The organism is Cupriavidus sp. CPT47-8839-RL05A, from assembly GCF_058792255.1.
In genome coordinates this window covers 322,618-348,015 of the sequence record NZ_JBYTEG010000002.1, presented here as the reverse complement: position 1 = coordinate 348,015, position 25,398 = coordinate 322,618, and the positions used below count along the sequence as shown (strand labels likewise).

General features: G+C 68.4%; 20 protein-coding genes. 13 read left to right on the top strand and 7 right to left on the bottom strand.

The window, feature by feature from the left end; all coding sequences use genetic code 11:
* Positions 1-21 precede the first annotated feature (21 nt).
* From AC3WVS_RS03650 to AC3WVS_RS03640, 3 genes are all read right to left on the bottom strand, one after another.
* Positions 22-1,644: a rhodanese-related sulfurtransferase gene (locus tag AC3WVS_RS03650; RefSeq protein WP_492317424.1), complete on the bottom strand. Its 1,623-nt coding sequence runs from the start codon at positions 1,642-1,644 to the stop codon at positions 22-24.
* Positions 1,641-2,258, bottom strand: a complete 618-nt coding sequence (locus AC3WVS_RS03645) for a cysteine dioxygenase family protein (RefSeq protein WP_492317423.1) — start codon at positions 2,256-2,258, stop codon at positions 1,641-1,643. The genes AC3WVS_RS03650 and AC3WVS_RS03645 overlap by 4 nt, the downstream gene beginning before the upstream one ends.
* A gap of 113 nt (positions 2,259-2,371) precedes the next feature.
* Positions 2,372-3,583, bottom strand: coding sequence for an acyl-CoA dehydrogenase family protein (locus AC3WVS_RS03640; RefSeq protein ID WP_492317422.1), 1,212 nt, complete (start codon positions 3,581-3,583; stop codon positions 2,372-2,374).
* A 228-nt stretch (positions 3,584-3,811) separates the two neighbouring features.
* Between AC3WVS_RS03640 and AC3WVS_RS03635 the strand changes: the two genes are divergently transcribed.
* From AC3WVS_RS03635 to AC3WVS_RS03600, 8 genes are all read left to right on the top strand, one after another.
* Positions 3,812-4,909, top strand: a complete 1,098-nt coding sequence (locus tag AC3WVS_RS03635; RefSeq protein ID WP_492317421.1) for an LLM class flavin-dependent oxidoreductase — start codon at positions 3,812-3,814, stop codon at positions 4,907-4,909.
* Positions 4,910-4,950: 41 nt separating this feature from the next.
* Entirely contained in the window at positions 4,951-5,967 is a 1,017-nt protein-coding gene (locus AC3WVS_RS03630) for an ABC transporter substrate-binding protein (RefSeq protein WP_492317420.1), read from the top strand.
* A 4-nt stretch (positions 5,968-5,971) separates the two neighbouring features.
* Complete coding sequence (locus tag AC3WVS_RS03625; RefSeq protein WP_492317419.1) at positions 5,972-7,018, top strand: ABC transporter permease; 1,047 nt, start codon at positions 5,972-5,974, stop codon at positions 7,016-7,018.
* Complete coding sequence (locus AC3WVS_RS03620; protein ID WP_492317418.1) at positions 7,012-7,890, top strand: ABC transporter ATP-binding protein; 879 nt, start codon at positions 7,012-7,014, stop codon at positions 7,888-7,890. The genes AC3WVS_RS03625 and AC3WVS_RS03620 overlap by 7 nt, the downstream gene beginning before the upstream one ends.
* Before the next feature lie 31 nt (positions 7,891-7,921).
* Positions 7,922-9,097, top strand: a complete 1,176-nt coding sequence (locus AC3WVS_RS03615; RefSeq protein WP_492317417.1) for a c-type cytochrome — start codon at positions 7,922-7,924, stop codon at positions 9,095-9,097.
* 403 nt (positions 9,098-9,500) lie between these two features.
* A complete protein-coding gene (xsc, locus tag AC3WVS_RS03610; protein ID WP_492317442.1) occupies positions 9,501-11,267 on the top strand; it encodes a sulfoacetaldehyde acetyltransferase in 1,767 nt (588 codons plus the stop codon).
* Positions 11,268-11,488: 221 nt separating this feature from the next.
* Positions 11,489-12,523, top strand: a complete 1,035-nt coding sequence (pta, locus tag AC3WVS_RS03605) for a phosphate acetyltransferase (RefSeq protein WP_492317416.1) — start codon at positions 11,489-11,491, stop codon at positions 12,521-12,523.
* Complete coding sequence (locus tag AC3WVS_RS03600; protein WP_492317415.1) at positions 12,520-13,290, top strand: TSUP family transporter; 771 nt, start codon at positions 12,520-12,522, stop codon at positions 13,288-13,290. The genes pta and AC3WVS_RS03600 overlap by 4 nt, the downstream gene beginning before the upstream one ends.
* Positions 13,291-13,393: 103 nt before the next feature.
* Here the strand turns inward: AC3WVS_RS03600 and AC3WVS_RS03595 are convergent, their stop codons facing one another.
* Genes AC3WVS_RS03595 through AC3WVS_RS03585 form a run of 3 tightly spaced genes read right to left on the bottom strand, consistent with a single transcriptional unit; the run spans position 13,394 to position 17,007 of the window.
* Complete coding sequence (locus AC3WVS_RS03595; RefSeq protein ID WP_492317414.1) at positions 13,394-15,115, bottom strand: cobaltochelatase CobT-related protein; 1,722 nt, start codon at positions 15,113-15,115, stop codon at positions 13,394-13,396.
* Positions 15,112-16,128, bottom strand: coding sequence for an AAA family ATPase (locus AC3WVS_RS03590; protein WP_492317413.1), 1,017 nt, complete (start codon positions 16,126-16,128; stop codon positions 15,112-15,114). Before AC3WVS_RS03590 ends, AC3WVS_RS03595 begins: the two co-directional genes overlap by 4 nt.
* Before the next feature lie 48 nt (positions 16,129-16,176).
* On the bottom strand, positions 16,177-17,007 hold the full coding sequence (locus AC3WVS_RS03585) for an IclR family transcriptional regulator (protein WP_492317412.1): 831 nt from the start codon (positions 17,005-17,007) through the stop codon (positions 16,177-16,179).
* Between the two features lie 335 nt (positions 17,008-17,342).
* Between AC3WVS_RS03585 and AC3WVS_RS03580 the strand changes: the two genes are divergently transcribed.
* The 4 genes from AC3WVS_RS03580 (at position 17,343) to AC3WVS_RS03565 (ending at position 22,421) form a co-directional block, all read left to right on the top strand.
* Positions 17,343-18,779, top strand: a complete 1,437-nt coding sequence (locus AC3WVS_RS03580; protein WP_492317411.1) for an amino acid permease — start codon at positions 17,343-17,345, stop codon at positions 18,777-18,779.
* 76 nt (positions 18,780-18,855) lie between these two features.
* Complete coding sequence (gene pdxR / locus AC3WVS_RS03575; RefSeq protein WP_011617530.1) at positions 18,856-20,418, top strand: MocR-like pyridoxine biosynthesis transcription factor PdxR; 1,563 nt, start codon at positions 18,856-18,858, stop codon at positions 20,416-20,418.
* Between the two features lie 140 nt (positions 20,419-20,558).
* On the top strand, positions 20,559-20,963 hold the full coding sequence (locus tag AC3WVS_RS03570) for a nuclear transport factor 2 family protein (RefSeq protein WP_492317410.1): 405 nt from the start codon (positions 20,559-20,561) through the stop codon (positions 20,961-20,963).
* A 15-nt stretch (positions 20,964-20,978) separates the two neighbouring features.
* Positions 20,979-22,421 (top strand): NAD(P)/FAD-dependent oxidoreductase, encoded by a 1,443-nt coding sequence (locus AC3WVS_RS03565; protein ID WP_492317409.1) that lies wholly within the window; start codon positions 20,979-20,981, stop codon positions 22,419-22,421.
* 349 nt (positions 22,422-22,770) lie between these two features.
* On the opposite strand, the gene AC3WVS_RS03560 is transcribed toward AC3WVS_RS03565, so the two are convergent.
* Entirely contained in the window at positions 22,771-23,544 is a 774-nt protein-coding gene (locus tag AC3WVS_RS03560) for an SDR family NAD(P)-dependent oxidoreductase (protein ID WP_492317408.1), read from the bottom strand.
* Positions 23,545-23,901: 357 nt separating this feature from the next.
* Here AC3WVS_RS03560 and AC3WVS_RS03555 point away from each other — a divergent pair, with 357 nt between their 5' ends.
* Entirely contained in the window at positions 23,902-24,831 is a 930-nt protein-coding gene (locus AC3WVS_RS03555; RefSeq protein ID WP_492317407.1) for a LysR family transcriptional regulator, read from the top strand.
* Positions 24,832-25,398 lie beyond the last annotated feature (567 nt).

Sequence of the window (25,398 nt, the reverse complement as noted above, 5' to 3'; positions counted from 1 at the left end):
AGTGCATATCATGCAGCGGCCCTACACCACCCTGAACCCATGCGTCCCGTCGCGCTCCAGTTGCGCGATCAGGCCGAACTCCCAGTCCAGGTAGCCCTGCATCGCCTCGCGCGGGTTGTCGGTGCCTTCATACGGCCGGCGGTAGCGGTCAGTGCGTTCCGAGGCCAGGCGCGTTTCCCCGCTTTCCAGCGGCAGTCCCGCGGCGATCCATGCCTGGGTGCCGCCTTCCAGCACGAACACTTCCGCATCCGTCAGGCGCTGCAGGTCGGCAGCGGCAAAGCGCGCCAGCAGGCTCGATCCGCAGGTGAGCACGTAGCGCCTGGCCTGCGGGATGCGTGGCAGCGTGTCCGCCAGCTGCGCGCGAATGACGAAGTAGGCGCCGGGAATATGGCGCTTGACGTAGTTGGCGCTGGTGGTGAAGTCGAGGACAGCGGTGCTGCCATCGCCTGCGTCAATCCATGTAGCCAGTTCGGCTGCAGTGACGGTCGATACCGGCGCTGACGCCGGCACCGGTGCGCTGACCGCGCCAGTTTCGCTGCGCTCTGCCGCCGCCACCGGTTCCACCACCCACACGTCCCAACCCATCTGCGCCAGCCATGAGCCGGTCATGCTGGCGCGCACGTCGTCATCATCCGCCAGCACGATGCGCGCGCCGCGCACCGGAGCGGAATGGTCGGTCTCCTGCACCAGCTGGCCACCGGGCGCGTTGACAAAGCCCGGCAGGTGGCTGTCCGCGAATTCCTCGGGCGTGCGCACGTCGAAGCGGTACACGGTGCGGCCAGGCGGCTGCAGCGCTTCGATCTGGGCCAGCGCAATGCGGCGCACGCCGGCCCGGTCGGCGATCTCGCGCGCGCCGCGGCGGGCACTGTCGCGGTTGGCGTCGCTGACCGCGGCGGGCGCGCGGCGGCTGGCACCGTGGTCCAGTCGCTGGCCGGCCAGGGTCCAGCCGATGGTGCCGTTGCGCAGCGCCGCCACCGGGTTGGGAATCCTCGCGTTGACCAGCGACTGCGTGCCGATGATGCTGCGCGTGCGCCCGGCGCAGTTGACGATCACACGCGTGCGCGGATCGGGCGCCAGCTCGCGCACGCGCAGCACCAGTTCGGCGCCCGGCACGCTGGTCGCGGTGGGAATGCTCATGGTCTGGTACTCGTCGAAGCGGCGCGCATCGACGACCACCACATCGGCCTTGGTGTCGATCAATGCCTGCACCTCCTCGGCCGCCAGCGACGGCGTGTGGCGCTTTGCCTCAACCACCTCGCCGAACGACTTGCTCGGCACGTTGACGTCGCGGAACACCTCGCCGCCGCCGTCGATCCAGGCGCGCAGGCCGCCTTCCAGCAGATGCACGCGCGTATAGCCCAGCTCGCGCAGCACGGCCGCGGCGCGCGGCGCCAGGTCGGTGCCGGCGTATTCGCCGTAGACGACGATCAGCGTGTCGCGGCGGGGGATGCGTGCCCAGGCGTCGATCTCTAGCTTCGACAGCGAAAAATTGGCGGCCCACAGCGGATGTTCCTGCGCGAACGGGTCTTCCTCGCGCACGTCGATCAGCGCGATCTCGTCGCCGTTGCGCAGGGCCTTGCGCACAGCTTCGGGCGAATACGTCGGAAATGCCGGTGCGGCTTGCGTAGCAGTAATCGTGGTCATGACTGGGCAACTTCGCGGGAACGGTCCCACAGGTTAGGCAGGGTCTGGTTGGAATAGCCGGAGATGAAAGGCTTGCGGGTGCCGTCCTCGGTATAGACCGAGCGCCGCACCGCGCCGATATTGGCGCCGTACACGTGGATGCTGACCGAGACGCGGTCGTCATGCACGTTGTTGACACGGTGGATATCGCCGACCGTGGGCGACACGGCCTCGACCTGCCCGGGCAGCAAGCGCACGGCGTCGCCATGCGGCACAGGCCGGCCGCCGGCGTCGAGCACGAACGGCTGCGAGTCTTCCGCGCCGCGCAGCATGCCGATCAGGCCCCATACGGTGTGGTCGTGGATGGGCGTGCGCTGGCCCGGTCCCCAGACAAAGCTGACGACCGAGAAGCGTTCGGCGGAATCGCAATGCAGCAGGTGCTGCTGGTAGTACTCGGGATGCGGCTGGGCCCAGGCATTGGGCAGCCAGTCGTCGCGCGCAACCAGCCTTGCCAGCAGCGCGCCGCCTTCGCGCAGGATGCGGGGCTCGTCCGGCTGCTGGTCCAGCAGCGCGGCCAGGCCGGTGATGAAGTCGCGCAGCGGCGCGAGCGTGTCGGGGGTGGGGGTGCTGCCCATGGGAATGACTCCGGAGTGTCTCGTTCTGGTTTGCCGGCGCGGCGGGCGCCTGCGCCGCGGCCCTCTGCGGGGCGGTGCTGCTGCAAACATAGCACGGCCAGGCAGGCCCGCGCTTACAGGCCAAGCTGCGCCCGCCCGGCGGCGACCAGGATGGAATCGTTCTGCGGCGTATGGATGCGGCTGCACAGCACGTCGCGGTAGTGGCGCTCGAGCGGGTTGTTGCGGCTCAGCCCGTGGTTGCCGGAGAGCTGCAGTGCCAGTTCCACCGCGCGGATGGCATTGCCGGTCACGGTGTACTTGAGCAGCCCGCTGTCGGCCGGCGCGGGCGGCTCGCCCGCGTCGGTGCGCACGGCGGCATCGTCCAGCAATACCTGATTGGCCCGCAGCAACGCGGCGATCTCGCCGATGGCTTCCTGCACGCGCGGCAGCGTGGCCAGCGGCGCCCCCAGGCTGCCGGGCGCACGCTCGCGCACGAAATCGCCAATCCAAACAGCGGCCGCGTGCGCCACCGCGTCATAGAGGCTGCCCAGCAACACGGTCATCCAGGCCTGCTGGTCGGCGTTGGCGTCGATGTCGGCCTGGCTGGCGCCGGCCGGCGCCCATGCTGACGGCGGGCGGATATCGACCGCGTGGTCAGGCGGGATCCAGACGTTGTCGAGCACGGTCTCATGGCTGCCGGAAGCGCGCAGGCCAAGGTGGTTCCAGTTCTCGACGATGCGCACGCCCGCGATGCCGGCCGCCGGTCCGGGCACCAGGAACACGCCCACGCGCGGCTGCGCCTCATCGGTGCGCGCCCAGACCGCCAGCCAGCGCAGCGCCGGGATGCCGGTGCTGTAAAGCTTGCGCCCGCTGATGCGCCAGCCGTCGGCCACGCGCGTGGCCACCGTGGCCGGCAGGCCGCCGCGTGCCGGCGATCCCAGTTCCGGTTCCACCCGCAGCGCGTTGATCAGCGCACCGTCCTGCACCGCACTGGCAAAGACCTGGTCGCGCACGGTCTGTGGCCAGTGCGAATCGGCGCGGGTGATCGCGCGGTGCTGCAGGTAGGTCATGGTCAGCACCAGCGCGGTTGCGGCATCGCCGCCCGCCACCGCCGCCACGATGCGGCGCGCCTGCGCCAGGCCTGCCCCGCCGCCGCCCTGCGCGTGCGGCACCACCTGCGCAACCAGGCCACTGGCATGCAGCTGCGCAAAGTTGTCGTGCGGAAAGCTGGCAGCGGCATCGTGCGCGCCGGCACTGGCGGCAAAGCGCGCGGACAGCCCGGCCAGCACCTCGCCAAGGCGCGCTTCGCTGCTGGGCAGCCTGCGCAAGGTAGACGTTAAAGACATGGGAGAAGACTCCGGGAAGGATCACGATGCGGCGCGCAGCCTGCACGAGGCTCGCACCGAATGCCGCCTAGCGTAGCGCCAGCACCGCATTACGAAAACGACGCTTATTGAATATGGACCGTCGTTTTTATTCGTTAGTGAGCGCGCGCGCCTGTCGTACTTTCTGCCTCAGCCCAACACCATCCGGGCGGTCACGCTGCCGCCCTCACCGAAACCAGGAGAACGCGCATGAGCGTCGATTTCATCGGCATGATCCAGAGCCAGAAGCAGTCCGAGATCCATCCGCCATCAGGCCCGGTGATCGATCGCGACTATGTGCGCGCCTTTGCCCAGGCCCATGAGCAGGCCGGCTTCGACCGCATCCTGGTGCCGCACCATTCCACCGGCCCGTCGGCCACGCTGACCATCGCCTACGCGGCCAGCGTGACCGAGCGCATCCACTTCATGCTGGCGCACCGCCCCGGCTTTACCGCGCCGACGCTGGCCGCGCGCCAGATTGCCACGCTCGACCAGTTCAGCGGCGGCCGCCTCGGGGTGCACTTCATCTCGGGCGGCTCGGACAGCGAGCAGCAGCGCGACGGCGACTTCCTCGACCATGACCAGCGCTATGCGCGCACCGACGAGTACCTGCACATCCTGCGCCGCATCTGGACCGAAGCCGCGCCGTTCGACCACGAAGGCCGGTTCTACCGCTTTACGCAGGGCTTCTCGGAGGTCAAGCCCGCGCAGCAGCCGCATGTGCCGATCTATTTCGGCGGCGCCTCGGAAGCGGCGCTGGCAGTGGCCGGCAAGCATGCCGACGTCTACGCGCTGTGGGGCGAGTCGCTCGAGCAGGTGCGCGAGCTGACCGGCCGCGTGCGTGCCGAAGCCGCGCAGCATGGCCGCACGGTGCGCTTCTCGGTGTCGTTCCGCCCGGTGCTGGCCGAGACCGAAGAAAAAGCCTGGGCCCGCGCCGACAGCATCCTGGAGCGCACCCGCGGCCTGCGCGTGCAGGCCGGCTACAGCCGCGGCGGCCCGCAGCAGAGCGAAGGCGCACGGCGCCTGCTCGCTGCGGCCGACCAAGGCGAGCGGGTCGACCAGCGCCTGTGGACCGCGATCGCGCGCGAGACCGGCGGGCGCTCCAACTCCACCGGCCTGGTCGGCACCCCGGAGCAGGTGGCGCAGGCCCTGCTGGCGTACTACGAACTGGGTGTCACCACCTTCCTGATCCGCGGCTTCGATCCGCTGGAAGACGCCATCGACTATGGCCGTGAGCTGATCCCGCGCGTGCGCGAGCTGGTGGCGCAGCACGACGCCGCGCAGCGGCCGGAGCGCAAGGCCGCCTGATGGCCTCACCACACCACACAACGAAGACGGGGAGTCTCACCATGAGCCAGGACAACAACAATCACGCCGACCCGCGCCGGCGCAGCATGCTGCGGCTGGCCGGCGCCGCGGCCATTGCCGCGCCGTCGCTGATCCTGGGCCGACAGGCCTGGTCGGCGCCGCGCAAGCTGACCTTCGCGTGGAACCAGAACTCTTTCTGCCTGACGCCGATCGTGGTGGCGCAGGAGAAGGGCTTCTTCGAGAAGAACGGCCTGCAGGTCGACCTGATCAACTACAGCGGCTCGACCGACCAGTTGCTGGAATCGATCGCCACCGGCAAGGCCGATGCCGCGGTCGGCATGATCCACCGCTGGCTCAAGCCGCTGGAAGCCGGCTTCGACGTCAAGATCATCGGCAGCTCGCACGGCGGCTGCGTGCGGCTGGTGGGATCGAAAGCGGCGGGGGTCACCAGCCTGCAGCAGCTGAAGGGAAAGACCGTCGGCGTCAGCGACCTGGCCGCACCGGGCAAACACTTCTTCACCATCCTGCTGGCCAAGAACGGTATCGACCCGGACAAGGACATCACCTGGCGCCAGTACCCGGCCGACCTGCTGGGCGTGGCGGTGGACAAGGGCGAGATCCAGGCGATCGCCGACGGCGACCCCAACCTCTACCTGCTGGAAAAGCGCACCAACGGCGCCTACGTGGAACTGGCCACCAACCTCACCGGCGAGTACGCGCGCAAGGTCTGCTGCGTGGTCGGCGCCCGCGGCGAGCTGGTGCGCAACGACCGCCCCGCGGCCACGTCGCTGGCGCGCGCCATCGTGCAGGCCACCGACTATGTCAACGAGAACCCCAACGAGGCCGCCAGGGTCTTCGCCAAGTACTCGCCCAAGATCAACCCGGAAGACCTGCGCAAGCTCTACGCCACGCTGACCTATACCCACCACCCGACCGGCGTCGACCTGCGCGACGAGATCGCCTTCTACGCCGATGATTTCCGCCGCATCGGCGTGCTGAAGAAGACCACCGATGCCAAACGCCTGGCGCAGCACGTCTACGCCAATGTGCTGGGGTGATGCCATGACGACAAGCCAACCTGCACTCGACGCCGGGCTCGCACGCGAGCCAGCTGCGCCTGCCATCGCCACCGTACGTGGTACCAGCCCGGTCTGGGCCACGGGCATCGTCGCGGCCCTGGCGTGGGGCGCGTTCGGCGCGCTGACGTGGCAATGGCCCAACAAGATGGTGGGCTTTAGCGACTGGGTCTATACGGAGGAACTGGGCATTGCCGCGCTGGCGGGCGCCGTGCTGCTGGCGCTGCTTGCGCTCGTCGGCGAGCGTGTTCATGCGGCGCAACGCGCGTTGGCCGCGTTGCGCATCGCCGGTCCGTGGCTGGTCGCACTGCCGGTGGTACTGTCGGCGTGGGAAATCCTGACCGCCAAGACCGCGATCCTGCCAACGCCCTTCTTTGCGCCGCCGCAGGCGCTGATCGAAGTCTATGCCGACGACTGGCTGCGACTGGGCGACAGCGTGCTCAATACGCTCAAACTGCTCGGGCTGGGCGTGGCCTATGGCGGACTGGCCGGCTTCCTGGTGGGGGTGTCGATCGGCTGGTCGCGCCGCATCGGCTACTGGGTGCATCCGGTGCTGCGCGTGCTGGGCCCGCTGCCGTCGACCGCGCTGCTGCCGCTGACCTTCTACTTCTTCCCGTCGAGCTATTCCGCCGCGGTGTTCCTGATCGCGCTGGCCACCGCCTTCCCGGTGGCGGTGCTGACCTGGTCAGGCGTGGCCGGCGTCAACAAGAGCTACTACGACGTGGCGCGCACCATGGGCGCCTCGGGCTGGTTCCTGGTGCTGCGCGTGGCGATCCCGGCGGCGCTGCCGCAGGTATTCGTCGGCCTGTTCATGGGGCTGGGCGCTTCGTTCTCGGTGCTGGTGACGGCGGAGATGATGGGCGTGAAGTCGGGCCTGGGCTGGTACCTGACATGGGCGCAGGGCTGGGCTTCGTACGTCAATATGTATGCGGCGCTGATCGTGATGGCGCTGCTGTTCTCGGGCGTGATCACGCTGCTGTTCGTGGCGCGTGACCGGGTGCTGTCGTGGCAGAAGGGGACGGTGAAATGGTGAGTGTGGTTGAGCGGTTGAAAGCATCGAGACCCTACACGCACGTGAAGAAGGCTCCCCTCTCCCGCACGCGGGAGAGGGGAGTTAACGCGGCGGCAGACGACACCGCGGAAGCCCGGACCGGTGCCCGCATCGACATCCATCAGGTCAGCCACTGGTTCGGCAGCGGCGGCGACCGGCTGCAGGTGCTGGACGACGTCGACCTGAGCGTCGCACCGGGCGAGTTCGTCGCGCTGCTGGGGCCCAGCGGTTGCGGCAAGTCCACGCTGCTGCGGCTGGTGGCAGGGCTGGACCAGCCCTCCTCCGGCGAGATCCTGCAGGACGGCACCTCGATCACCGAGCCTGACCCGTCGCGCATCGTGGTGTTCCAGGACCCCACGCTGTACCCGTGGCGGCGCGTATGGGACAACGTCGCGCTGGGCCTGCAGGCGCGCGGCGTGCTGGCAAGCCAGCGCCCGCGCGTGGATGACGCGCTGCGGCGCGTCGGGCTGGAAACCTTCGCCCACACCTTCCCGCACCAGCTCTCGGGCGGCATGGCGCAGCGCGTGGCACTGGCGCGCGCGCTGGTCAACGATCCGCGCCTGCTGGTGCTGGACGAGCCGCTGGGCAAGCTGGATTCGCTGACGCGGCTGGCGATGCAGAGCGACCTGGTCGAACTGTGGCAGCGTTCGCGCTTCTCGGCGCTGCTGGTCACGCACGACGTGGAGGAAGCGCTGTTCCTGGCGCAACGCGTGATCATCTTCAGCCAGCGTCCGGCACACATCACGGCAGAGATCCGGGTCGACCTGCCCTACCCGCGCCATCGCGGCGATCCGCGGCTGACCGGGCTGCGGCACGAAGCGCTGCGCCACCTGGGGCTGGACGCGAGCTGGTAATGGCGTTGCGCTCCGCCTCGCGGGCCGCCAGATGAACGGCCCGCCGCCGCAGGCATGGCTCAATGCATTGCTGGTTCTGATCGAGAAATTCCAGCTTGGCTTGCTGTCGCTCTGGCATGCCCTTGGCCTGACCGGCGACAGCCACGGCCAGCCCGCGTGGCCCTGGGCACGGCGCGTGGCGGGCCAAACCCTGCTGATCGACCTGGGCCTCGCGCGCCAGGTCGGCCTGAGCCTGTGCGCGCTTGTCTTTGCCGTGCTGGCCATTACCGCCGCGCTGGCATGGCGACGCCAGCGCGGCATATTGCTTGCCGCCGGTGCGCTCGCCCTGGTGGCGGCTCCCTGGCCCGGCGCAGCGCTGCTGTTGGTGCCAGCCGCGCCGACCAGCTTCCACGCCAGCCCTACCCGCTTCTCCGTCGATGCCATCGCGCTCGGCGCCCGGGTCTATGCGCAGCATTGCGCCAGCTGCCACGGCGCGGACGGGCGCGGAGAAGGCCCGCTGGCCGCCAGCCTGGCGCAGTGGCCGCCCACGCTGGTCAGCCCGCTGCTGGCACGCCGCGCCGATGGCGAACTGTTCTGGCATGTGCTGGCCGGCATGCGCGACCGTCACGGCCAGCCCACCATGCCGGCCTTCGGCAATGTGCTCGGCCTCGGCGAGGCCTGGGCTGTGATCGACTACATGAAAGCGCTGTCGGCCGGCGGTGGTGCCGAGGGCAACTGGCCGGTGCCGTTGCGGCTGCCGGAGATGGCAATCCGCTGCGCCAATGCCGCGCCGCTGGCGCTGTCGCAATGGCGCGGCGACCAGCGCGTGCGGCTGGTGGCGGTGGACGGGACGGCATCGTTGCCGTTCGAGGATCCCCGCTTCCTGACCGTGCTGGTCACCCCCGACGGGCAACCGCCGGCGCAGGTGCCGCGCTTCCGTGCCGGCTGCACCGCGGTTTCCTCACATGCCTGGCAGGCCGTGGCGGCAATCGCCGGGCAATCGCCTTCGCGCCTGGCCGGCACCCAGCTGCTGGCCGACCGCGGCGGCTGGCTGCGCGCCCGCGGCACGCCGGGGCGGCAATGGTCCGACGCAGACCTGGTCTGCGTCTCGGGACCGGACGCCGGCGCACAGCGCGCGCCGTCACCCGCGGCTGACGGGCTGACTGCGCTGCTCCTGCGCATGGACGCCGAGCCGGTGCGCTTCGTCAAGGGCGGTTTCATTCACTGAACCGCCCCCCAGGCCGGCACGCAGCCATCCGAGTGCCGCACGCCTGCCCCTCCTCCCCCTTGTTTCCTCCACCGCAGGTGAGCCCTCGCCCGCGGCGCACCTTCCGTCGCCGCTCTGGAACGGCCAACCGACCCCTATAAATGCCGTACAAGGCACTCAAAACCGCATCTTGTCTCAATTTTTCATCAATTTCATTCCGTAAACCAAAACTTCCTATTGACCAACCGAAGTCTTCCGCCTACATTTCCCCCAACAAGCAATTTTCCGGAACGCCCTGTTCCACTTTATAAGACCCTCATCAGGAGACAACGCCATGCGCGACCTCGATACCACCTCGAATCCCGCCGTTTCCGGTGGCTCGGCCGCCGCGAAGGAGAGCCAGGTCCCGGCCGGCCCGCAGACCATGACCCCGTCGGAAGCCTTCGTTGAAACGCTGGCCGCCAACGGCGTGACCGACATGTTCGGCATCATGGGCTCGGCCTTCATGGATGCGATGGACATCTTCGCGCCGGCGGGCATCCGCCTGATCCCGGTGGTGCACGAACAAGGCGCCGGCCACATGGCCGACGGCTACGCCCGCGTGTCGGGCCGCCACGGTGTGGTGATCGGCCAGAACGGCCCCGGCATCTCCAACTGCGTGACCTCGATCGCCGCTGCCTACTGGGCCCACAGCCCGGTGGTGATCGTCACGCCCGAGGCCGGCACCATGGGCATCGGCCTGGGCGGCTTCCAGGAAGCCAACCAGTTGCCGATGTTCCAGGAGTTCACCAAGTACCAGGGCCACGTCACCAACCCGGCCCGCATGGCCGAGTTCACCGCCCGCTGCTTCGACCGCGCCACCGCGGAAATGGGCCCGACCCAGCTGAACATCCCGCGTGACCACTTCTACGGCAAGGTCAACGTCGAGATCCCGCAGCCGCGCCGCCTCGACCGCGGCCCCGGCGGCGAGCAGAGCCTGAACGATGCGGCCGAGCTGCTGGCCAACGCCAAGTTCCCGGTGATCATCTCGGGCGGCGGCGTGGTGATGGCCGATGCGATCGAAGAGTGCAAGGCCCTGGCCGAGCGCCTGGGCGCGCCGGTGGTCAACAGCTACCTGCACAACGACTCGTTTCCGGCCAGCCACCCGCTGTGGTGCGGCCCGCTGGGCTACCAGGGTTCGAAGGCGGCGATGAAGCTGATCTCGCGCGCCGACGTGGTGATCGCGCTGGGCTCGCGCCTGGGGCCGTTCGGCACGCTGCCGCAGCACGGCATGGACTACTGGCCGAAGAACGCCAAGATCATCCAGATCGACGCCGACCACAAGATGCTGGGCCTGGTGAAGAAGATCTCGGTCGGCATCTGCGGCGACGCCAAGGCCGCCGCGGTCGCGCTGAGCCAGCGCCTGGCCGGCCGCACGCTGGCCTGCGATGCCAGCCGCGAGGCCCGCGCCACCGAAATCGCCAACGAAAAGGCCGCGTGGGAGAAGGAGCTGGACGACTGGACCCATGAGCGCGACCCGTACAGCCTGGACATGATCGAAGAGCAGAAGCAGGAGCGCACGCCCACCGGCGGCCACTACCTGCATCCGCGCCAGGTGCTGCGCGAGCTGGAAAAGGCCATGCCGGAAGATGTGATGGTGTCCACCGACATCGGCAACATCAACTCGGTGGCCAACAGCTACCTGCGCTTCGAGAAGCCGCGCAGCTTCTTCGCGGCAATGAGCTGGGGCAACTGCGGCTACGCCTTCCCGACCATCATCGGCGCCAAGGTCGCGGCACCGCACCGCCCGGCCGTGTCGTACGCCGGTGACGGCGCCTGGGGCATGAGCCTGATGGAAACCATGACCTGCGTGCGCCACAACATCCCGGTGACCGCGGTGGTGTTCCACAACCGCCAGTGGGGCGCGGAGAAGAAGAACCAGGTGGACTTCTACAACCGCCGCTTTGTCGCAGGCGAGCTGGACAACCAGAGCTTTGCCGAAATCGCCAAGGCGATGGGTGCGGAAGGCATCGTGGTGGATCGGCTGGAAGATGTCGGCCCGGCCCTGAAGCGCGCCATCGACCTGCAGATGAATCATGGCAAGACCACGATCATCGAGATCATGTGCACGCGTGAACTGGGCGACCCGTTCCGCCGCGATGCGCTGGCCAAGCCGGTGCGTTACCTGGACAAGTACAAGGACTACGTCTGAGTCTGAGCCTGTACAGGCGCCCCGCTTGCAATCGGTTTGCTCCCTCTCCCGCTTGCGGGAGAGGGTTGGGGTGAGGGCGGGGATCTCCACGAAGTTCCGCCTGGTGGCATGCCACCGCCTGCCCTCACCCCCTGCCCCTCTCCCGCAAGCGGGAGAGGGGAGCAAACCGCAAGCATGACAAGGGCTCCGGCCCTTTTTTCCGTTTCTGAAACCATCCGACCATGAAAGCCATCCTCCGCATCATCGACCGCGCCCGCGCCGCGCCTCGCCGCATCGTGCTGTGCGAGGCCGAAGACCCGCGCATCCTGCAGGCCGCGCAGCGCGCGACGCAGGAAGGCATCGCGCGCATCGTGCTGGTCGGCAACACGCGCCAGATCAACGCCGCCGCGGCCATCCACGGCATCGGGCTGGACGGCATGACGCTGGTCGATCCATCGACCTCGGCGCTCACGCCCTCGTTCGCGCAGCAACTCTTTGCGCTGCGCCAGAAGAAGGGCATGACGCTCGATGAAGCCAAGCGCGCGGTGCTCGATCCGCTGTGCTTCGCCAACCTGATGGTGCGGCTCGGACACGCCGACGGTTCGGTGGCGGGCGCCGACCACACCACCGCCGACGTGGTGCGCAACGCGATCCAGCTGATCGGGCTGGCACCCGGCTTCCGGCTGGTGTCGAGCTTCTTCCTGATGATGCTGTGCGAGCCTTTCCACACGCTCAAGGGCGGGCTGATTTTCTCCGACTGCGGGCTGGTGGTGGATCCGGATGCCGATGCGCTTGCCGATATCGCCATGGCCGCGGCCGACAGCGCACGCACCTTGCTGATGGAAGAGCCGCGCGTGGCCATGCTGTCGTTCTCGACCAGCGGCAGCGCCAGCCATGCGGCGGTGGACAAGGTGGTGGCAGCCACCGAGCGCGTGCGCGCGCAACGCCCGGGCCTGGCCATCGATGGCGACGTGCAGCTCGACGCCGCCATCGTCGCCGAGATCGCCGCGCGCAAGGTCGCGCATTCGCAGGTGAACGGCCACGCCAACGTGCTGGTGTTCCCCAGCCTGGAAGCCGGCAATATCGGCTACAAGCTGGCCGAGCGGGTCGGTGGCGCCAAGGCCATCGGGCCGATGCTGCAGGGGCTGAACAAGCCCGCCAACGACCTCTCGCGCGGCTGCAGCGCGGACGATGTGTTCCACGTCATCGCCGTCACCGTGGTCCAGGCGCAAGCCACCGCGGAACAGGCCGGCAAGGGCGAGCAGGCGGCGGCATGAAAGCAGAACTGTTGTTGCCGCTGCTGGGCCTGCAGGCCCTGCTCGGTGCCGGCACCTATTTCCAGACGGTGACCGGCTTTGGCCTTGGCATGATCGTGATGGGCGTCACCAGCGGACTGGGGCTGGCGCCCGTGGCCACCGTGGCCGCGGTGGTGAGCCTGGTCACGCTGGCCAACAGCGCCTGCGCGCTGCCAGGCAAGCTGCAGCATATCGACTGGCGCGCCGTCGCCGCGGCAGCCATCGGCATCCTGCCGTCGGTAGTGGTCGGCGTGCTGGTGCTGGAGTACCTGAGTTCCAGCGCAGCCACCCTGCTGCAACTGCTGCTGGGCGCCGTGATCCTGTATGGCGGCCTCAGCGCCGCACTCAAGCCCGCGCCGCTGGCGCAACGCTCCGGTGATGGCACCTTCTTCATGAGCGGGGTCTTCGGCGGACTGCTGAGCGGCATGTTCGGTGTCTCTGGCCCGCCACTGATTTTCCAGTTCTACCGGCAGCCGATGAAGCCGGTTGAAATCCGTTGCGCGCTGATCCTGGTCTTTACCGTGACCTCAACCGTGCGCACGCTGTTCTCGGCCTGGCAGGGGCAGCTCGATGCCGCCGTGTGCATGCAGGCCGCCATCGCCGTGCCGGTGGTGGTGATCGCCACGCTGCTGGGGCGGCGTTTCCCGCCGCCGTTCTCGCCGATGACGACGCGACGCCTTGCGTTTGGCGTGCTGATCGGGATCGGGGTCAGCCTGATGCTGCCGGCGGTGGTGGGGTGGGTGATGTAACGGCGGCTGCCGCTGTACGTGTTCCGTGCGATGTACACGTTACGCGTACATCGCGAAATATCGGACAGCGCACACTGATGCGTGTCCGCGCCCTCACCGCCCCTCAGCGTCTTCTCGCCCCCACCAGCCCCGCCACCTCATCCAGCATCGCCATATCCACCGGCTGCGACAGGTCCAGCGCCAGCGTGTGCCGGTAGTAGGGGCTCAAGTCCAGCCCCACCCCCAGCCCCAGCACTTCCACATCCCGCAGCGCCTCGTGCCGCGCCACCACGGCCTTCAGGTGGTTGTCCAGGTAGCAAGCGTCGTTGGCCTGCCCGGTCGCGGTATCCATGGGGCTGCCGTCGGACACCACCACCAGGATGCGGCGCACCTTGCCGGTGGCGTGCAGCCGCGCGCATGCCCACTCCACCGCCTCGCCGTCCACGCCTTCGCGGAACAGGTCGGCCTTGAGCAGCGCGGCGATGTCGGTGCGCGCGCGCCGCCAGCTGCGCTGCGCGTCCTTGAACACCATATGGCAGGTCTCGTTGAGCCGGCCAGGGTGCTGCGGGCGGCCGCGCGCGAGCCAGTCGGCGCGGGCGCGGCCGCCGTTCCAGGCGTTGGTGGTGAAGCCGAGCACCTCGGTGGCCACGCCGGCCTGGTCGAGCGCGCGGGTGAGCATGTCGATCAGCAGCGTAAGCGGCTCGGCCTGCGCCTTCATGGAGCCCGAGCAATCGATCAGGAAGGCGACCACGCAGTCGGCATGGGCCTTGTGCGCTTCCAGGCGGAAGAGCCGGCGCTCGGCGGGGGAGCTGACCAGTTGCGCCAGGCGGCGGCCGTCGATGCGGCCGCTTTCCTCGCCGAAGGACCAGCCGTCCACGCGCGGCTGCGACAGCGCGGCGCGCAGCCGGCGCGCCAGCCGGGCGACGTTCACGCCCGCGCGCGCGATGCGTGCGTCGAGCCGCGTGCGGTACTCGTCCAGCAAGGCGCGGCGCACCAGCGTGGCGGCGCGCACTTCGCGGTCGTAGCGGGCGGTGAAGACGCGGTAACCGTCGGTGGCGTCAGCCAGCACGCGGCTGTGGCCGCTGTCGGCCAGTGCAAAGTCTTCCGCAGGCGGTTCGTCGAAATCCAGCCACAGCGCAAACCCGGCGCGCGCGGCCGAGGCTAAGTTGTCGTCGTCTTCGCCGGCAAGCGGGGCTTCGGTACGGATCATCTGCGCCACCGCGCGCGCCAGCGCCAGTGCGTGCGCGGCGTAGGCGGCCTGGTCGTGGCGTTGCGCGCGCAGGCCGGCCAGCGAGGTGCCGAGCACCGGCACGATGGCGGCGCGCGTGGCCTCGATCAGGTCTTCGGTCTCTTCCAGCACCGGCTCCCCCGTCAGGCGCGACCACGACACCTGCGCCACGGTATAGAGCAGGATGCCGAGATGCCCCTCGGTCAGCCCGGAGCGATGGAAGGCCCGCGACCACGCCATGAAGCGGTGGCGCAGGTTAGCCGCCACGCCGGCCATGCCGCGCGGCAGGCGGGTCTCGCAACGCAGCTGCTCCAGCAGTTCGAAGACCAGGCGCTCGACCGGATCGGCCGGGCACAGCTGCCGATGCAGCGCGGCGTCGGAATGCGCCTGGCGCAGCGCGGCACCATCGGCCGCGCCGCGCAGGCAGGTGGCGGTGTCGGTTTCCAGGTCCGTGCGCAAGTGCGGCGCATGCTGCGGCACCGGGCGCATCGCGCGCCAGAGCTGGCCGTCGCGGAAATGCAGCGCCGCATCGCCGGTGATCGCGCGCACCGCGGCACCGGACAGCGCATCCTGCCGCTGGCGCCGGCGCAACTGCTGCGCGACCGTGCCCGCACTCATCGCGCGGGCTCCGACTCGGCGCTCACGCCGGCGGCCTCACCCGGCAGGTGGCCGAAGCAACGCTGGTAGTACTCGGCCACCACCGGCCGCTCGGCCTCGTCGCACTTGTTCAGGAAGGTCAGGCGGAAGGCGAGCGCGGGGTCGCGGAAGATCTGGCAGTTCTCGGCCCAGCTGATCACCGTGCGCGGCGACATCAGCGCCGACACATCGCCGGCGGCAAACCCGCGGCGCGTGAGGCCGGCCAGCGCCACCATCGCATCGACCAGCGCGCGCCCGGCGTCGTGGTCCAGCTCCGGCACGCGCGCCAGCACGATGCCGGCCTCCTCTTCATGCGGCAGGTAGTCCAGCGTAGCGACCACGTTCCAGCGGTCGATCTGCGCGTGGTTGAGCAGCTGGGTGCCGTGGTAGAGGCCGTTGACGTTGCCCAGGCCGACGGTATTGGAGGTCGCAAACAAGCGGAAAGACGGATGCGGGCGGATCACGCGGTTCTGGTCCAGCAGCGTGAACTTGCCGTCGCGCTCCAGGATGCGCTGGATCACGAACATCACATCGGGCCGGCCTGCGTCGTATTCATCGAAGATCAGCGCCACCGGGCGCTGTAGCGCCCACGGCACGATGCCTTCCTGGAATTCGGTGACCTGGCGCCCGTCGCGGATAACGATGGCGTCCTTGCCGACCAGGTCCAGCCGGCTGATATGCCCGTCCAGGTTGACGCGCACGCAAGGCCAGTTCAGCCGCGCGGCGACTTGCTCGATATGGGTCGACTTGCCGCTGCCGTGCAGGCCCTGCACCATCACTCGCCGGTCGCGCATGAAGCCGGACAGGATTGCCAGCGTCACCTCGGGCTGGAAGCGGTAGGCCGGATCGATCTCCGGCACGTGGTCGTCGCGCTGGCTGAAGGCCGGCACCATCAGGCCGGAATCGATGCCAAACGCGCTGCGCACCGGAATCATCCGGTCCGGCTTGCCAAACTGGTCTTGCGTCACCTCATGCTCCTTGTTGCTTGCTGCCATGCCATCGGCACTGCGGCAAGCGGAGCAATCCGCGTGACGCCGTGCGCGCTATTCGTCCTCTTCCGCGCCGCCCTGCCAGTTGCCGGCGCTGTCGGCCTCGATCGCCGCCAGCGCGCCCGCCGCACGCTGCAGCGCGGGCAGCAACTGCAGCACCTTGTCGCGCGTCACGCGCATCACCGGGGCCTGCAGCGCCAGCCCCAGGTTGGACTTGCCGCCGTCCACGGCCGGCACCAGCACGCCGATGCAGACCAGCCCCGGCAGGAACTCTTCATCGTCCATCGCGTAGCCGTCGCGCTTCACGCGCTCCAGTTCGGCTTCCAGCTGCGCGTGGTCGGTCAGCGTGTTCTGCGTGTAGCGTTCCAGCTCCACGTTGGCCAGCAGCCGCTGGCGCTGCGCCGGCGCCAGCTGCGCCAGGAACAGCTTGCCCGTGGCCGAGCAGTGCGCCGGCACGCGCGAGCCCGGATGCAGGTAGAAGCGCAGCGGCGCCGCCGTTTCCACGCGGTCCAGGTACAGCACCTCGCCGCCGGAGAACGCGGTCAGGTTGCAGCTCTCGCCCACCTCTTCCACCAGCCGGCGCAACACCATGTGGCGCGCGCCGTGCGAGGTGCTGTTGAGCAACAGGTTCTCCGCCAGCCGGCGCAGCCGCAGGCCGGTGCCGTATTGCCGCCCGTCGCCGTTGCGCTGGATCAGGCCCGCGGCCTCGAGCTGCTGCAGCATGCGGTGCAGCGTGGGCTTGGGCAGTCCGGTTTCTTCCACCAGCGCCTGCAGGTTGAAGGACTGGTCCTTCTCCGCGATGACTTCGAGCAGGCCGAACAAACGCAGTGCCGGCGTGTCTCCATCCGGCTTGGCGTCACTTTTGGCGAGGCGCATATCGTTCATGCCTGGCTCCATCATAGGTAAGTTTCATTTTCAGAGTCAAATCATATCAATTATCGAAACTTCTGGTTGACCTTCCCCCGCGAACGGCCTACATTCCAGTGAAAGAACAATTTTTCGGAACTTATGGTTCCAATTTTTTAAGCGATCACCGGAGACAAGTCGACATGTACGGATAGGCCTTCCCTCCCCGGGATTGCAAATACTGACCGACCACGGCCCCAGGCTGGCAATTACTGCCCTGCCGCCTATACCGAAGAGAAGCCGTGGCGCCTGCCTTAAACGCTGTACTGGCTGCAACGCAGTACCGACAGCAAGCGCAGCACAGGAGACACAACATGATCCAACAACCAGAGTCCGGCAACGGGCTATCCCACGGCCTGAAGCAACGCCACATGACCATGATCGCGCTGGGTGGCGTGATCGGCGCGGGCCTCTTTGTCGGCAGCGGCGTCGTCATCAAGTCCGCCGGCCCCGCCGCGGTCCTTTCCTTCCTGATCACCGGCCTGCTGGTGGTGCTGGTGATGCGCATGCTGGGCGAGATGGCCTGCGCCATGCCTGGCAGCGGCGGTTTCTATGAGTATGCACGCGAAGCCTGGCGCGACCGCCCGGCGGTGGGCAACCTGGCCGGCTTCCTGACCGGCTGGATGTACTGGTATTTCTGGGTCATCGTGGTGGCGCTGGAAGCCGTGGCCGGTGCCGACCTGGTGCGCTACTGGCTGCCCGACGTGCCCAACTGGATCATCAGCCTGGTGCTGCTGGTGATGCTGACGCTGACCAACCTGGTGTCGGTCAAGTCCTTCGGCGAGTTCGAGTTCTGGTTCGCATCGATCAAGGTCGCCGCGATCATGGTGTTCCTGTTCGTCGCCGGCGTCTATGTGCTGGGCCTGGCCCCGGGCTCCCATGGCATGCAGGTGGCCAACCTGACCGCCAACGGCGGCTTCATGCCGCACGGCATTGTCCCGGTGCTGACCGGCGCGGTAGCCGCCACCGGCTTCTACTTTGGCGCCGAGATCGTCACCATCGCCGCTGCCGAGACCGCCGAGCCGCAGAAGGCCGTGGCCAAGGCCACCAGCTCGGTGATCACGCGCGTGCTGGTGTTCTATGTGGGCTCGATCCTGCTGGTGGTCTGCCTGGTGCCGTGGGACTCCTCCAGCATCGCCACGCCGTACGTCAGCGCGCTGAACGTGATGGGCGTGCCGGCGGCCGCGCAGATCATGAACGCGATCGTGCTGACCGCGGTGCTGTCGGCGCTCAACTCGGGCCTCTATGCCTCGTCGCGCATGCTGTTCGCGCTGACCCGCCGTGGCGACGCCCCCAAGTCGCTGGCCCGCGTGAGCCGCAACGGCGTGCCGGTGCGCGCCATCCTGGTGGCGACCCTGTTCGGCTACGGTGCGGTGGTGATGTCCTATGTCTCGCCTGATACGGTGTTTGCCTTCCTGGTGAACTCGTACGGCACGGTGGCGATCTTCGTCTACATCCTGATCGCGATCTCGCAGCTGCGCCTGCGTTCCCGCCTGGAGCGCGAAGCGCCGGGCCAGCTGCGCGTGCGCATGTGGTGCTACCCGTACCTCACCTACCTGGCGATCGTCGGCATGATCGGTATCGTGGTGGCGATGGCCTTCATCCCCGACCAGCGCACGCCGCTTGCGCTGGGTGTGGTGAGCCTGGGCATCCTGCTGGTGGCCTACGCCGCGCGGCAACTGTTTCGCGGTAGCGTGGATCCGGTAGTGCCGCTGGCGGAGATGCCGCGCCCGGACCTGCATGAGTATTGATGACTGACCATGACTGACGTGGCGCGCCGGTGCGGTATGCTGGCGCGCTTCGCCGTCTAGGCAACGCCCCCGCCCCATGAGCCTGAAGTCTCCCACCACCCTCTGGTCCCAGCTGTTCCAGCAGCATGCCCACTCGGGCCTGAGCCTGCAGGGCAAGATCCGCCAGATGCTGGTCTCGGCCATCCTTGACGAGCAGCTGCCGCAGGGCGAGCCGCTGCCCAGCAGCCGCGAGCTGTCGGCGCAGCTGCGCGTGGCGCGCAACACGGTGGTGCTGGCCTACCAGCAGCTGGTCGATGAAGGCTACCTGGTGGCGCGCGAGCGCAGCGGCTACTTCGTCAACCCGGAGATCCTGGGCACGCGCGTGAGCGGCGTGGCCTCGCTGCGCGGCGAGGCGGTGCCCGCCCGCTCGGGCGAGCCCGACTGGGAGCGGCGCTTTGTGTTCCGCCCCACGCAGCAGCGCAATATCGTCAAGCGCGCCAACTGGCGCGACTACCCCTACCCCTTCATCTACGGCCAGTACGACCCGGTGCTGTTCCCCACCGCGGACTGGCGCGAATGCTGCCTGAAGGCGCTCAGCGTGCTCGACATCCACGACTGGGCCCAGGACATGATCCTGCGCGACGACGAATCGCTGGTGCAGCAGATCCGCACCCGCGTGCTGCCGCGCCGCGGCGTGTGGGCCGGCGCCGACGAGATCGTGGTGACCGTGGGCGCGCAGCAGGCGCTGTACCTGCTGGCCGACCTGCTGGTCAGCCCCGACACGCCGGTGGGCATCGAGGACCCCGGCTATCCGGACGCACGCAATATCTTTGGCTCGCACACCTCCCACCTGGTGCCGCTGCCGGTCGACGGCGACGGCCTGACCCTGTCTGACGCGCAACGCGCCTGCGACTATGTCTACGTGACCCCGGGCCACCAGTGCCCGACCACCGTGACCATGCCGCTGGCGCGCCGCCAGGCCCTGCTGCGCCAGGCCGAGGAAGCTGACTTCGTGCTGATCGAGGACGACTACGAAAGCGAAAGCCGCTTCGAAGGCGACCCCACCCCCACGCTCAAGAGCCTGGACCGCAGCAACCGCGTGATCTATGTCGGCAGCCTGTCCAAGAGCCTGGCGCCGGGGCTGCGCATCGGCTATATCGTCGGGCCGGCGGCGCTGATCGCCGAACTGCGCGGCGCGCGGCGGCTGATGCTGCGGCATCCGTCGGCGTATATCCAGCGCGCGTTCTCGCTGTTCCTGTCGCTGGGCCACTATGACGCGCACCTGCGCCGGCTGGCGGCCGCGCACCGCGAGCGCGCCGAAGCCGTGCTGGCGGCGCTGGCCACGCATATGCCTGACTTCCGCGCGGTGCCGATCGCCGGCGGCGCCTCATGCTGGATCGAGGGGCCGTCCTGGCTCGATGCCGATGCGCTGGCGCGGCTGGCCGAGCTGCAGGGTGTGCTGATCGAGCCCGGCAGCGTCTTCTTCATGGCCGAGCCCGCGCCGCGCAACGGCTTCAGGCTGGGCTACTCGTCGATCTCGCTGGACCGCATCGAGCCCGGCATCCGCGTGCTGGCGGGCGTGGCGCGTGAACTGCAGGCCACCGCCAGCGGCGCCACAACCATCGCCGCCGTCACTTCCCGGGTCCGTCCCGCGGCCTGAGCCTGCCCGCGGCGGTGTCTGCCGCCGCTGGCCCAAGCGATTGTCCCGAACTGGCGCTACAGCGCCGCGCACGGCTTCCCTATCCTCGAGTCATGGCCGGTTCCCCACGGACCGGCAGACAACACTCAGGAGACCAACCCATGTCCAAGGACAACACCGCCGCCGGCATCGAACTGCTGCAGGCCTTCAACGACGCCTGGAACCGCCACGACATCGAGGCCCTGATGAGCTTCATGGCCGATGACTGCGCCTTCCACGGCGTGGCCGGGCCCGATCTGCTGGGCCGCAGCTATATCGGCCGCGACGCGGTGCGCGAAGGCTTCCAGCTGGCCTGGCAGACCTTCCCCGACGCACAGTGGGTCGATGGCGACCACTTCGTCGTGGGCGACCGCGGCGTGAGCGAATCCACCTTCCGCGGCACCCGTGCCGACGGCGCCCGCATCGAGGCGCGCATGGTGGACGTCTTCACCTTCCGCGACGGCAAGATCGCGGTCAAGAACGCGTACCGCAAGGATCGCCCGCCCGTCGTAGCGCCCGCAGCCTGACCGAGGAGACGCGCCATGCAAGCCGTAGCCCCCCGCAGCCTCCTTGCCGGCGAGCAGTCCACCGCTCCCGCCCGCCCGTACGACCCCGCCTACGACCCGCTGCACACCCCCAACCCCGGCCACGGCCGCGAGTACGCGCCCACCTACTGGATCGGCACCGCGGGCGAGCCGCCCGCCGACGACGGCCCGATCACGCACGACATCGACGTGGATGTGGCGATCATCGGCTCGGGCTTCACTGGCCTGACCTGCGCCATCTTCCTGGCACAGGAATACGGCATCAAGGCCACCGTGCTCGAAGCCAACCGCGTCAGCTGGGGCTGCAGCACGCGCAACGGCGGCCAGGCGCAATGCGCGTCCGGGCGGCTCAAGCGCTCGCAGTGGATCCAGCGCTACGGCCTGGATACCGCGCTGCGCCTGCATGAGGAAGTCTGCGACGGCATGGAGACCTTCAAGGGCCTGATCAAGGACATCAACTGTGACCCGCAGCCGGGCGGCCACCTGTATATCGCGCACCGCGCCAAGGTGATGCCGGCGCTGGAGAAGGAGGCCAAGCTCCTGCGCGAAGTCTTCAAGTACGACGCACGGATCATGGACGCCGACACCGTGCGGCGCGAGTATGTCGACGACAAGGAAGCCGCCGGCGCCATGCATGAGCCCGAAGGCATCGGCATCCACGCCGGCAAGCTCGCCTTCGGCTACCTGCGCCGCGCGCGCGAGCTGGGCGCCAAGGTGCATCCGTCCAGCCCGGTGACCGGCTGGGAAACGCGCAACGGCGTGCACTACCTGCGCACCCCCGGCGGCATCGTGCGCGCCCGCGCGGTGGGTGTGGCCACCGGCGGCTATACCTCGCAGACGCTGCACCGCGAGCTCAAGAACCGGCTGTTTCCGATCCTGTCGAACTCCATCGTCACGCGCCCGCTCACGGCCAGCGAACTGGCCGCGTGCAACTTCCGCACCACGCAGGTCATCACCGACACCCGCATCCTGCGCCACTACTACCGCCTGATGCCAGACGGCCGCCTGCAGATCGGCAGCCGCAGCGCCATCACCGGCAACGACGCGCCGCAGGAGCAGTACAAGCACAAGCTGATCGGCGACATGTACCGCAAATTCCCAGCGCTGCAGGGGATCCAGGTCGATTACTCATGGTGGGGCTGGGTCGATGTCAGCCACGACATGATGCCGCGCATCACCCAGCCGGATCCGGCCCAGTCGATCTACTACGCCATGGGCTATGGCGGCAATGGCGTGATGTACTCCGCGCAGGCCGGCAAGCGGCTGGCGGCGTTGATTGCCGGCAAAGCTGCCGCGCTGCCGGAACTGCCGATCTTCCGCTCGCCGCTGCCGTTCCCGAACGTGCGCGAGATGGTGGAATCGCAGATGTTCGCGCCGTTCCGGAGGATGGGGCAGCGCGTGCTGTACCACTGGTATCACTTGAAGGATGACGTGCTTTGAGGAATGTGGTCGGGCGGCTGCATCGAGGACGCCGGCAACGCGATAGCAGGCCTTCGCCTCCCATCCTTGTCGAGCCCGCCGTGGCGGGCCCCTTCGCGCTATGCCATATGCCCGGCGCTTCTGCACAGGGCTATGTACTGGCAGGCCACCTGCATCCGGCCTGCCGCCTGCGCGGCGCAGGCGCAGACAGCCTGCGCCTGCCCTGTTTCCTGTTCGGCCCGCATGGCGCCATCCTGCCGGCTCTTGGCGCCTTCACCGGCCACGCCACCGTCCGGCCGCAACCGGACGAGCGCGCCTATGGGGTCGGCGGCGGCCGGGTCTGGCCTGTTGGACCTGCCGGACGTCCGGCTCAGAACAGCGTATAGCCACCGTCGATCACGAAGGTGTCCCCCGTGTGGTATGCGGAAGCCGGGCTCATCAGGTACACCGCAATCCCGGCGAAGTCGCTGCCCTCGCCCCAGCGGCGCATCGGCACGCGCTTGTGCACCATTTCCTGGAAGGCATCGTTGCCCTGGGCCACGCTGGTCATCTCGGTCTTGATCCAGCCCGGCAGGATCGAGTGCGCGCGGATGCCTTTGCGCGCGTACTCCACCGCCAGCCCCCGCATCATCGAAATCACGCCGCCCTTGGTGGCGGCATAGTGCTCGGAGCGCGGCGCGCCTTCAATCGCTGCAACCGAGGCCGTACTGCACAGCACCCCGCCCTCGCCCTGCACCAGCATCTGCCGCACCGCGGCGCGCAGCGTGAAGAAGGCACCGTCCAGGTTGACGCGCATGGTCCTGCGCCAGGCCTCGGTCGGCATCTGGTCGAACGGCCCCTTGTTGCCGCTGCCCACCCCGGCATTGGCAAAGCAGCCGTCAATGCGCCCCAGCGCCGCCACCGTGCGCTGCATTGCAGCATCGACCGCCTGCTCGTCGCCAACGTCGCAAAGCTCGGTATGCACCTTGCGCCCACGCTGGGCCAGGCGGTCGGCGGCGGCAGCGTTCTTGGCGGCATTCGTGCCCCAGATCGCGATATCGGCGCCGGCCGCGGCCAGCCCTTCGGCAATGCCCAGGCCGATGCCGCCGTTGCCGCCGGTCACCAGTGCCACTTTGCCGCTCAGGTCGAATGGATGCTTTGTCATGTGATTGTCTCCTTGGGTGGTGGGACATTGTTCACATGGCAAAGGGTTCAAGGCGTCGTCGGAATGGATGAAATCGCCGAGGCAGCTGACGGGCGCCGGACAGGCCATGAACGGCCAGCCGGTGAATGCGCATACGAACGAACTGGGCGTCAAGGGATTAGCCGAAATCGCGTTGGTGGGCGTGGCGCCGGCCGTGACCAACGCCGTGTTCCACGCAACCGGAAAGCGCGTGCGGGAGCTTCCGATCCGCGTCGAGCACCTGGTCGAGCAAAAGTCTGCGCACTGGCCTGCCCTTGCTGTTTTCGTACTACCGGCTGGCATTATGATGGCCACATTCCCAACCTCTGGTTGCCAGTCATGGACAAGGCCCGTGTCCTCACCCTCTTCCTCGGCGTGGTGCGCGCCGGCAGCTTCCACCGCGCCGCGGTGGAAGCGGGCGTCACGCCGCAGGCCGCCAGCAAGGCCTTGCGCACGCTGGAGGATCATCTCGGCGTGCGCCTGCTGCACCGGACCACGCGCAAGCTCAGCCTGACGGAAGAAGGCGCACGCCTGTTCGAGCTGGCCGCGCCGGGCATGCGCCAGCTTGACGAAGCGCTAGAGCAGGTCCGCAGCAGCAAGAGCGACGACGACGGTCTGATCCGCCTGACCGCTCCGCCGTCGCTCGGCAGCCGCGTGCTGGTCCCGCTGGTGCGCGGCTTTCGCGAACAATATCCCGGCATCACCTTCGATGTGGTGCTGAGCGACCTCTTCACCGATCTTGTGGAAGCCAAGATCGACGTCGGCTTCCGCGTCGGCACCAGCCCCGGCCAGAACCTGGTGGCGCGGCGGCTGTGCGACCTGCCGCTGGTCATCTGCGCGGCGCCGGATTACCTGGCGCGGCACGCCGAGCCGGCCACCCTCGACGACTTGCTGCAGCACCAGTGCACGGGCTTCCGCCGCCCCGCGACCGGGCGCATGGTGCCGTGGGAACTGCAGGTGGACGGCGACCTGATCTACCAGGAGGTGCCTGCCGTGGCGAGCTTCAATGACGTGGAAACCGAGGTCGAAGCGGTGCGCGCCGGCATGGGCATCGGCCAGCTGCCCGCCTACATGATCCACGCCGACCTCGTGAGCGGGCGGCTGAAGGCGATCCTGCCGGGGTACAGCAGCAGCAATGTCGGCTTGTACATGTACTACCCGCATCGCAGCCAGATGCCGGTGCGGGTCCGGCGCTTCATCGACTTCGTGGTGGAGGCGGGCCGGGGCGCGGAGCAATCGCTGTCGCGCCTGGTCGGGATCGTGCCCTGAGCCGCTTCACCACCGCTTGTTTGCAACGACGACAGCAGCAAGCACCCCGCCGCCAAAGCACGTCTGCAAACGCCCTCCCTCCCCTTTCGCTTGATTCTTCTCAACCGAAAACGCCGGAAATATCGTTTGTCGCGCAAGCCGACGACGACAACCATTACGCCAAGGCCAACCAACAGCGATCTCAGACCAGCTCTATCCGCTCTGGAGCGCGGAACCCGTCCCCAACTGCTCGCGTCGCGCGACCGCGCCACCGGCGAGTGGATCTTCCCGGCGCTGCCAGCCCGACTCGCCACTGGCGGACGGGCACGAGACCGTCGCCATCCCGGCACGGGCGTGCTCTACAGCTTCACCGTGTCCACCCCGCGCGCAAGAGCGGACTGGCTCCGCATGCGCTCGGCTATGTCGATTTCGTCGGCTCGACGCGCCGGCCTTCCATTCACAACTAATGGTTGTCGTTGAAACGCGATTACATCGCCTAGTGTTGTGGGCGTTGCCGGCCTAAATTGGTCTCCGTGGCCCCCACCATCAGACATCGCAGTCAAACCGAGCACCCTGAAAGGAGATTCA

Bases quoted from the DNA above. Each gene is read 5' to 3' on its own strand.
- AC3WVS_RS03595 (WP_492317414.1), bottom strand. From the start codon at position 15,115: ATGAGTGCGGGCACGGTCGCGCAGCAGTTGCGCCGGCGCCAGCGGCAG.
- AC3WVS_RS03555 (WP_492317407.1), top strand. From the start codon at position 23,902: ATGGACAAGGCCCGTGTCCTCACCCTCTTCCTCGGCGTGGTGCGCGCC.
- AC3WVS_RS03645 (WP_492317423.1), bottom strand. From the start codon at position 2,258: ATGGGCAGCACCCCCACCCCCGACACGCTCGCGCCGCTGCGCGACTTC.
- pta (WP_492317416.1), top strand. From the start codon at position 11,489: ATGAAAGCCATCCTCCGCATCATCGACCGCGCCCGCGCCGCGCCTCGC.
- AC3WVS_RS03585 (WP_492317412.1), bottom strand. From the start codon at position 17,007: ATGAACGATATGCGCCTCGCCAAAAGTGACGCCAAGCCGGATGGAGAC.
- AC3WVS_RS03630 (WP_492317420.1), top strand. From the start codon at position 4,951: ATGAGCCAGGACAACAACAATCACGCCGACCCGCGCCGGCGCAGCATG.
- AC3WVS_RS03650 (WP_492317424.1), bottom strand. From the start codon at position 1,644: ATGACCACGATTACTGCTACGCAAGCCGCACCGGCATTTCCGACGTAT.
- pdxR (WP_011617530.1), top strand. From the start codon at position 18,856: ATGAGCCTGAAGTCTCCCACCACCCTCTGGTCCCAGCTGTTCCAGCAG.
- AC3WVS_RS03590 (WP_492317413.1), bottom strand. From the start codon at position 16,128: ATGGCAGCAAGCAACAAGGAGCATGAGGTGACGCAAGACCAGTTTGGC.
- AC3WVS_RS03570 (WP_492317410.1), top strand. From the start codon at position 20,559: ATGTCCAAGGACAACACCGCCGCCGGCATCGAACTGCTGCAGGCCTTC.
- AC3WVS_RS03560 (WP_492317408.1), bottom strand. From the start codon at position 23,544: ATGACAAAGCATCCATTCGACCTGAGCGGCAAAGTGGCACTGGTGACC.
- AC3WVS_RS03620 (WP_492317418.1), top strand. From the start codon at position 7,012: ATGGTGAGTGTGGTTGAGCGGTTGAAAGCATCGAGACCCTACACGCAC.
- xsc (WP_492317442.1), top strand. From the start codon at position 9,501: ATGACCCCGTCGGAAGCCTTCGTTGAAACGCTGGCCGCCAACGGCGTG.
- AC3WVS_RS03600 (WP_492317415.1), top strand. From the start codon at position 12,520: ATGAAAGCAGAACTGTTGTTGCCGCTGCTGGGCCTGCAGGCCCTGCTC.
- AC3WVS_RS03565 (WP_492317409.1), top strand. From the start codon at position 20,979: ATGCAAGCCGTAGCCCCCCGCAGCCTCCTTGCCGGCGAGCAGTCCACC.
- AC3WVS_RS03580 (WP_492317411.1), top strand. From the start codon at position 17,343: ATGATCCAACAACCAGAGTCCGGCAACGGGCTATCCCACGGCCTGAAG.
- AC3WVS_RS03615 (WP_492317417.1), top strand. From the start codon at position 7,922: ATGAACGGCCCGCCGCCGCAGGCATGGCTCAATGCATTGCTGGTTCTG.
- AC3WVS_RS03635 (WP_492317421.1), top strand. From the start codon at position 3,812: ATGAGCGTCGATTTCATCGGCATGATCCAGAGCCAGAAGCAGTCCGAG.
- AC3WVS_RS03625 (WP_492317419.1), top strand. From the start codon at position 5,972: ATGACGACAAGCCAACCTGCACTCGACGCCGGGCTCGCACGCGAGCCA.
- AC3WVS_RS03640 (WP_492317422.1), bottom strand. From the start codon at position 3,583: ATGTCTTTAACGTCTACCTTGCGCAGGCTGCCCAGCAGCGAAGCGCGC.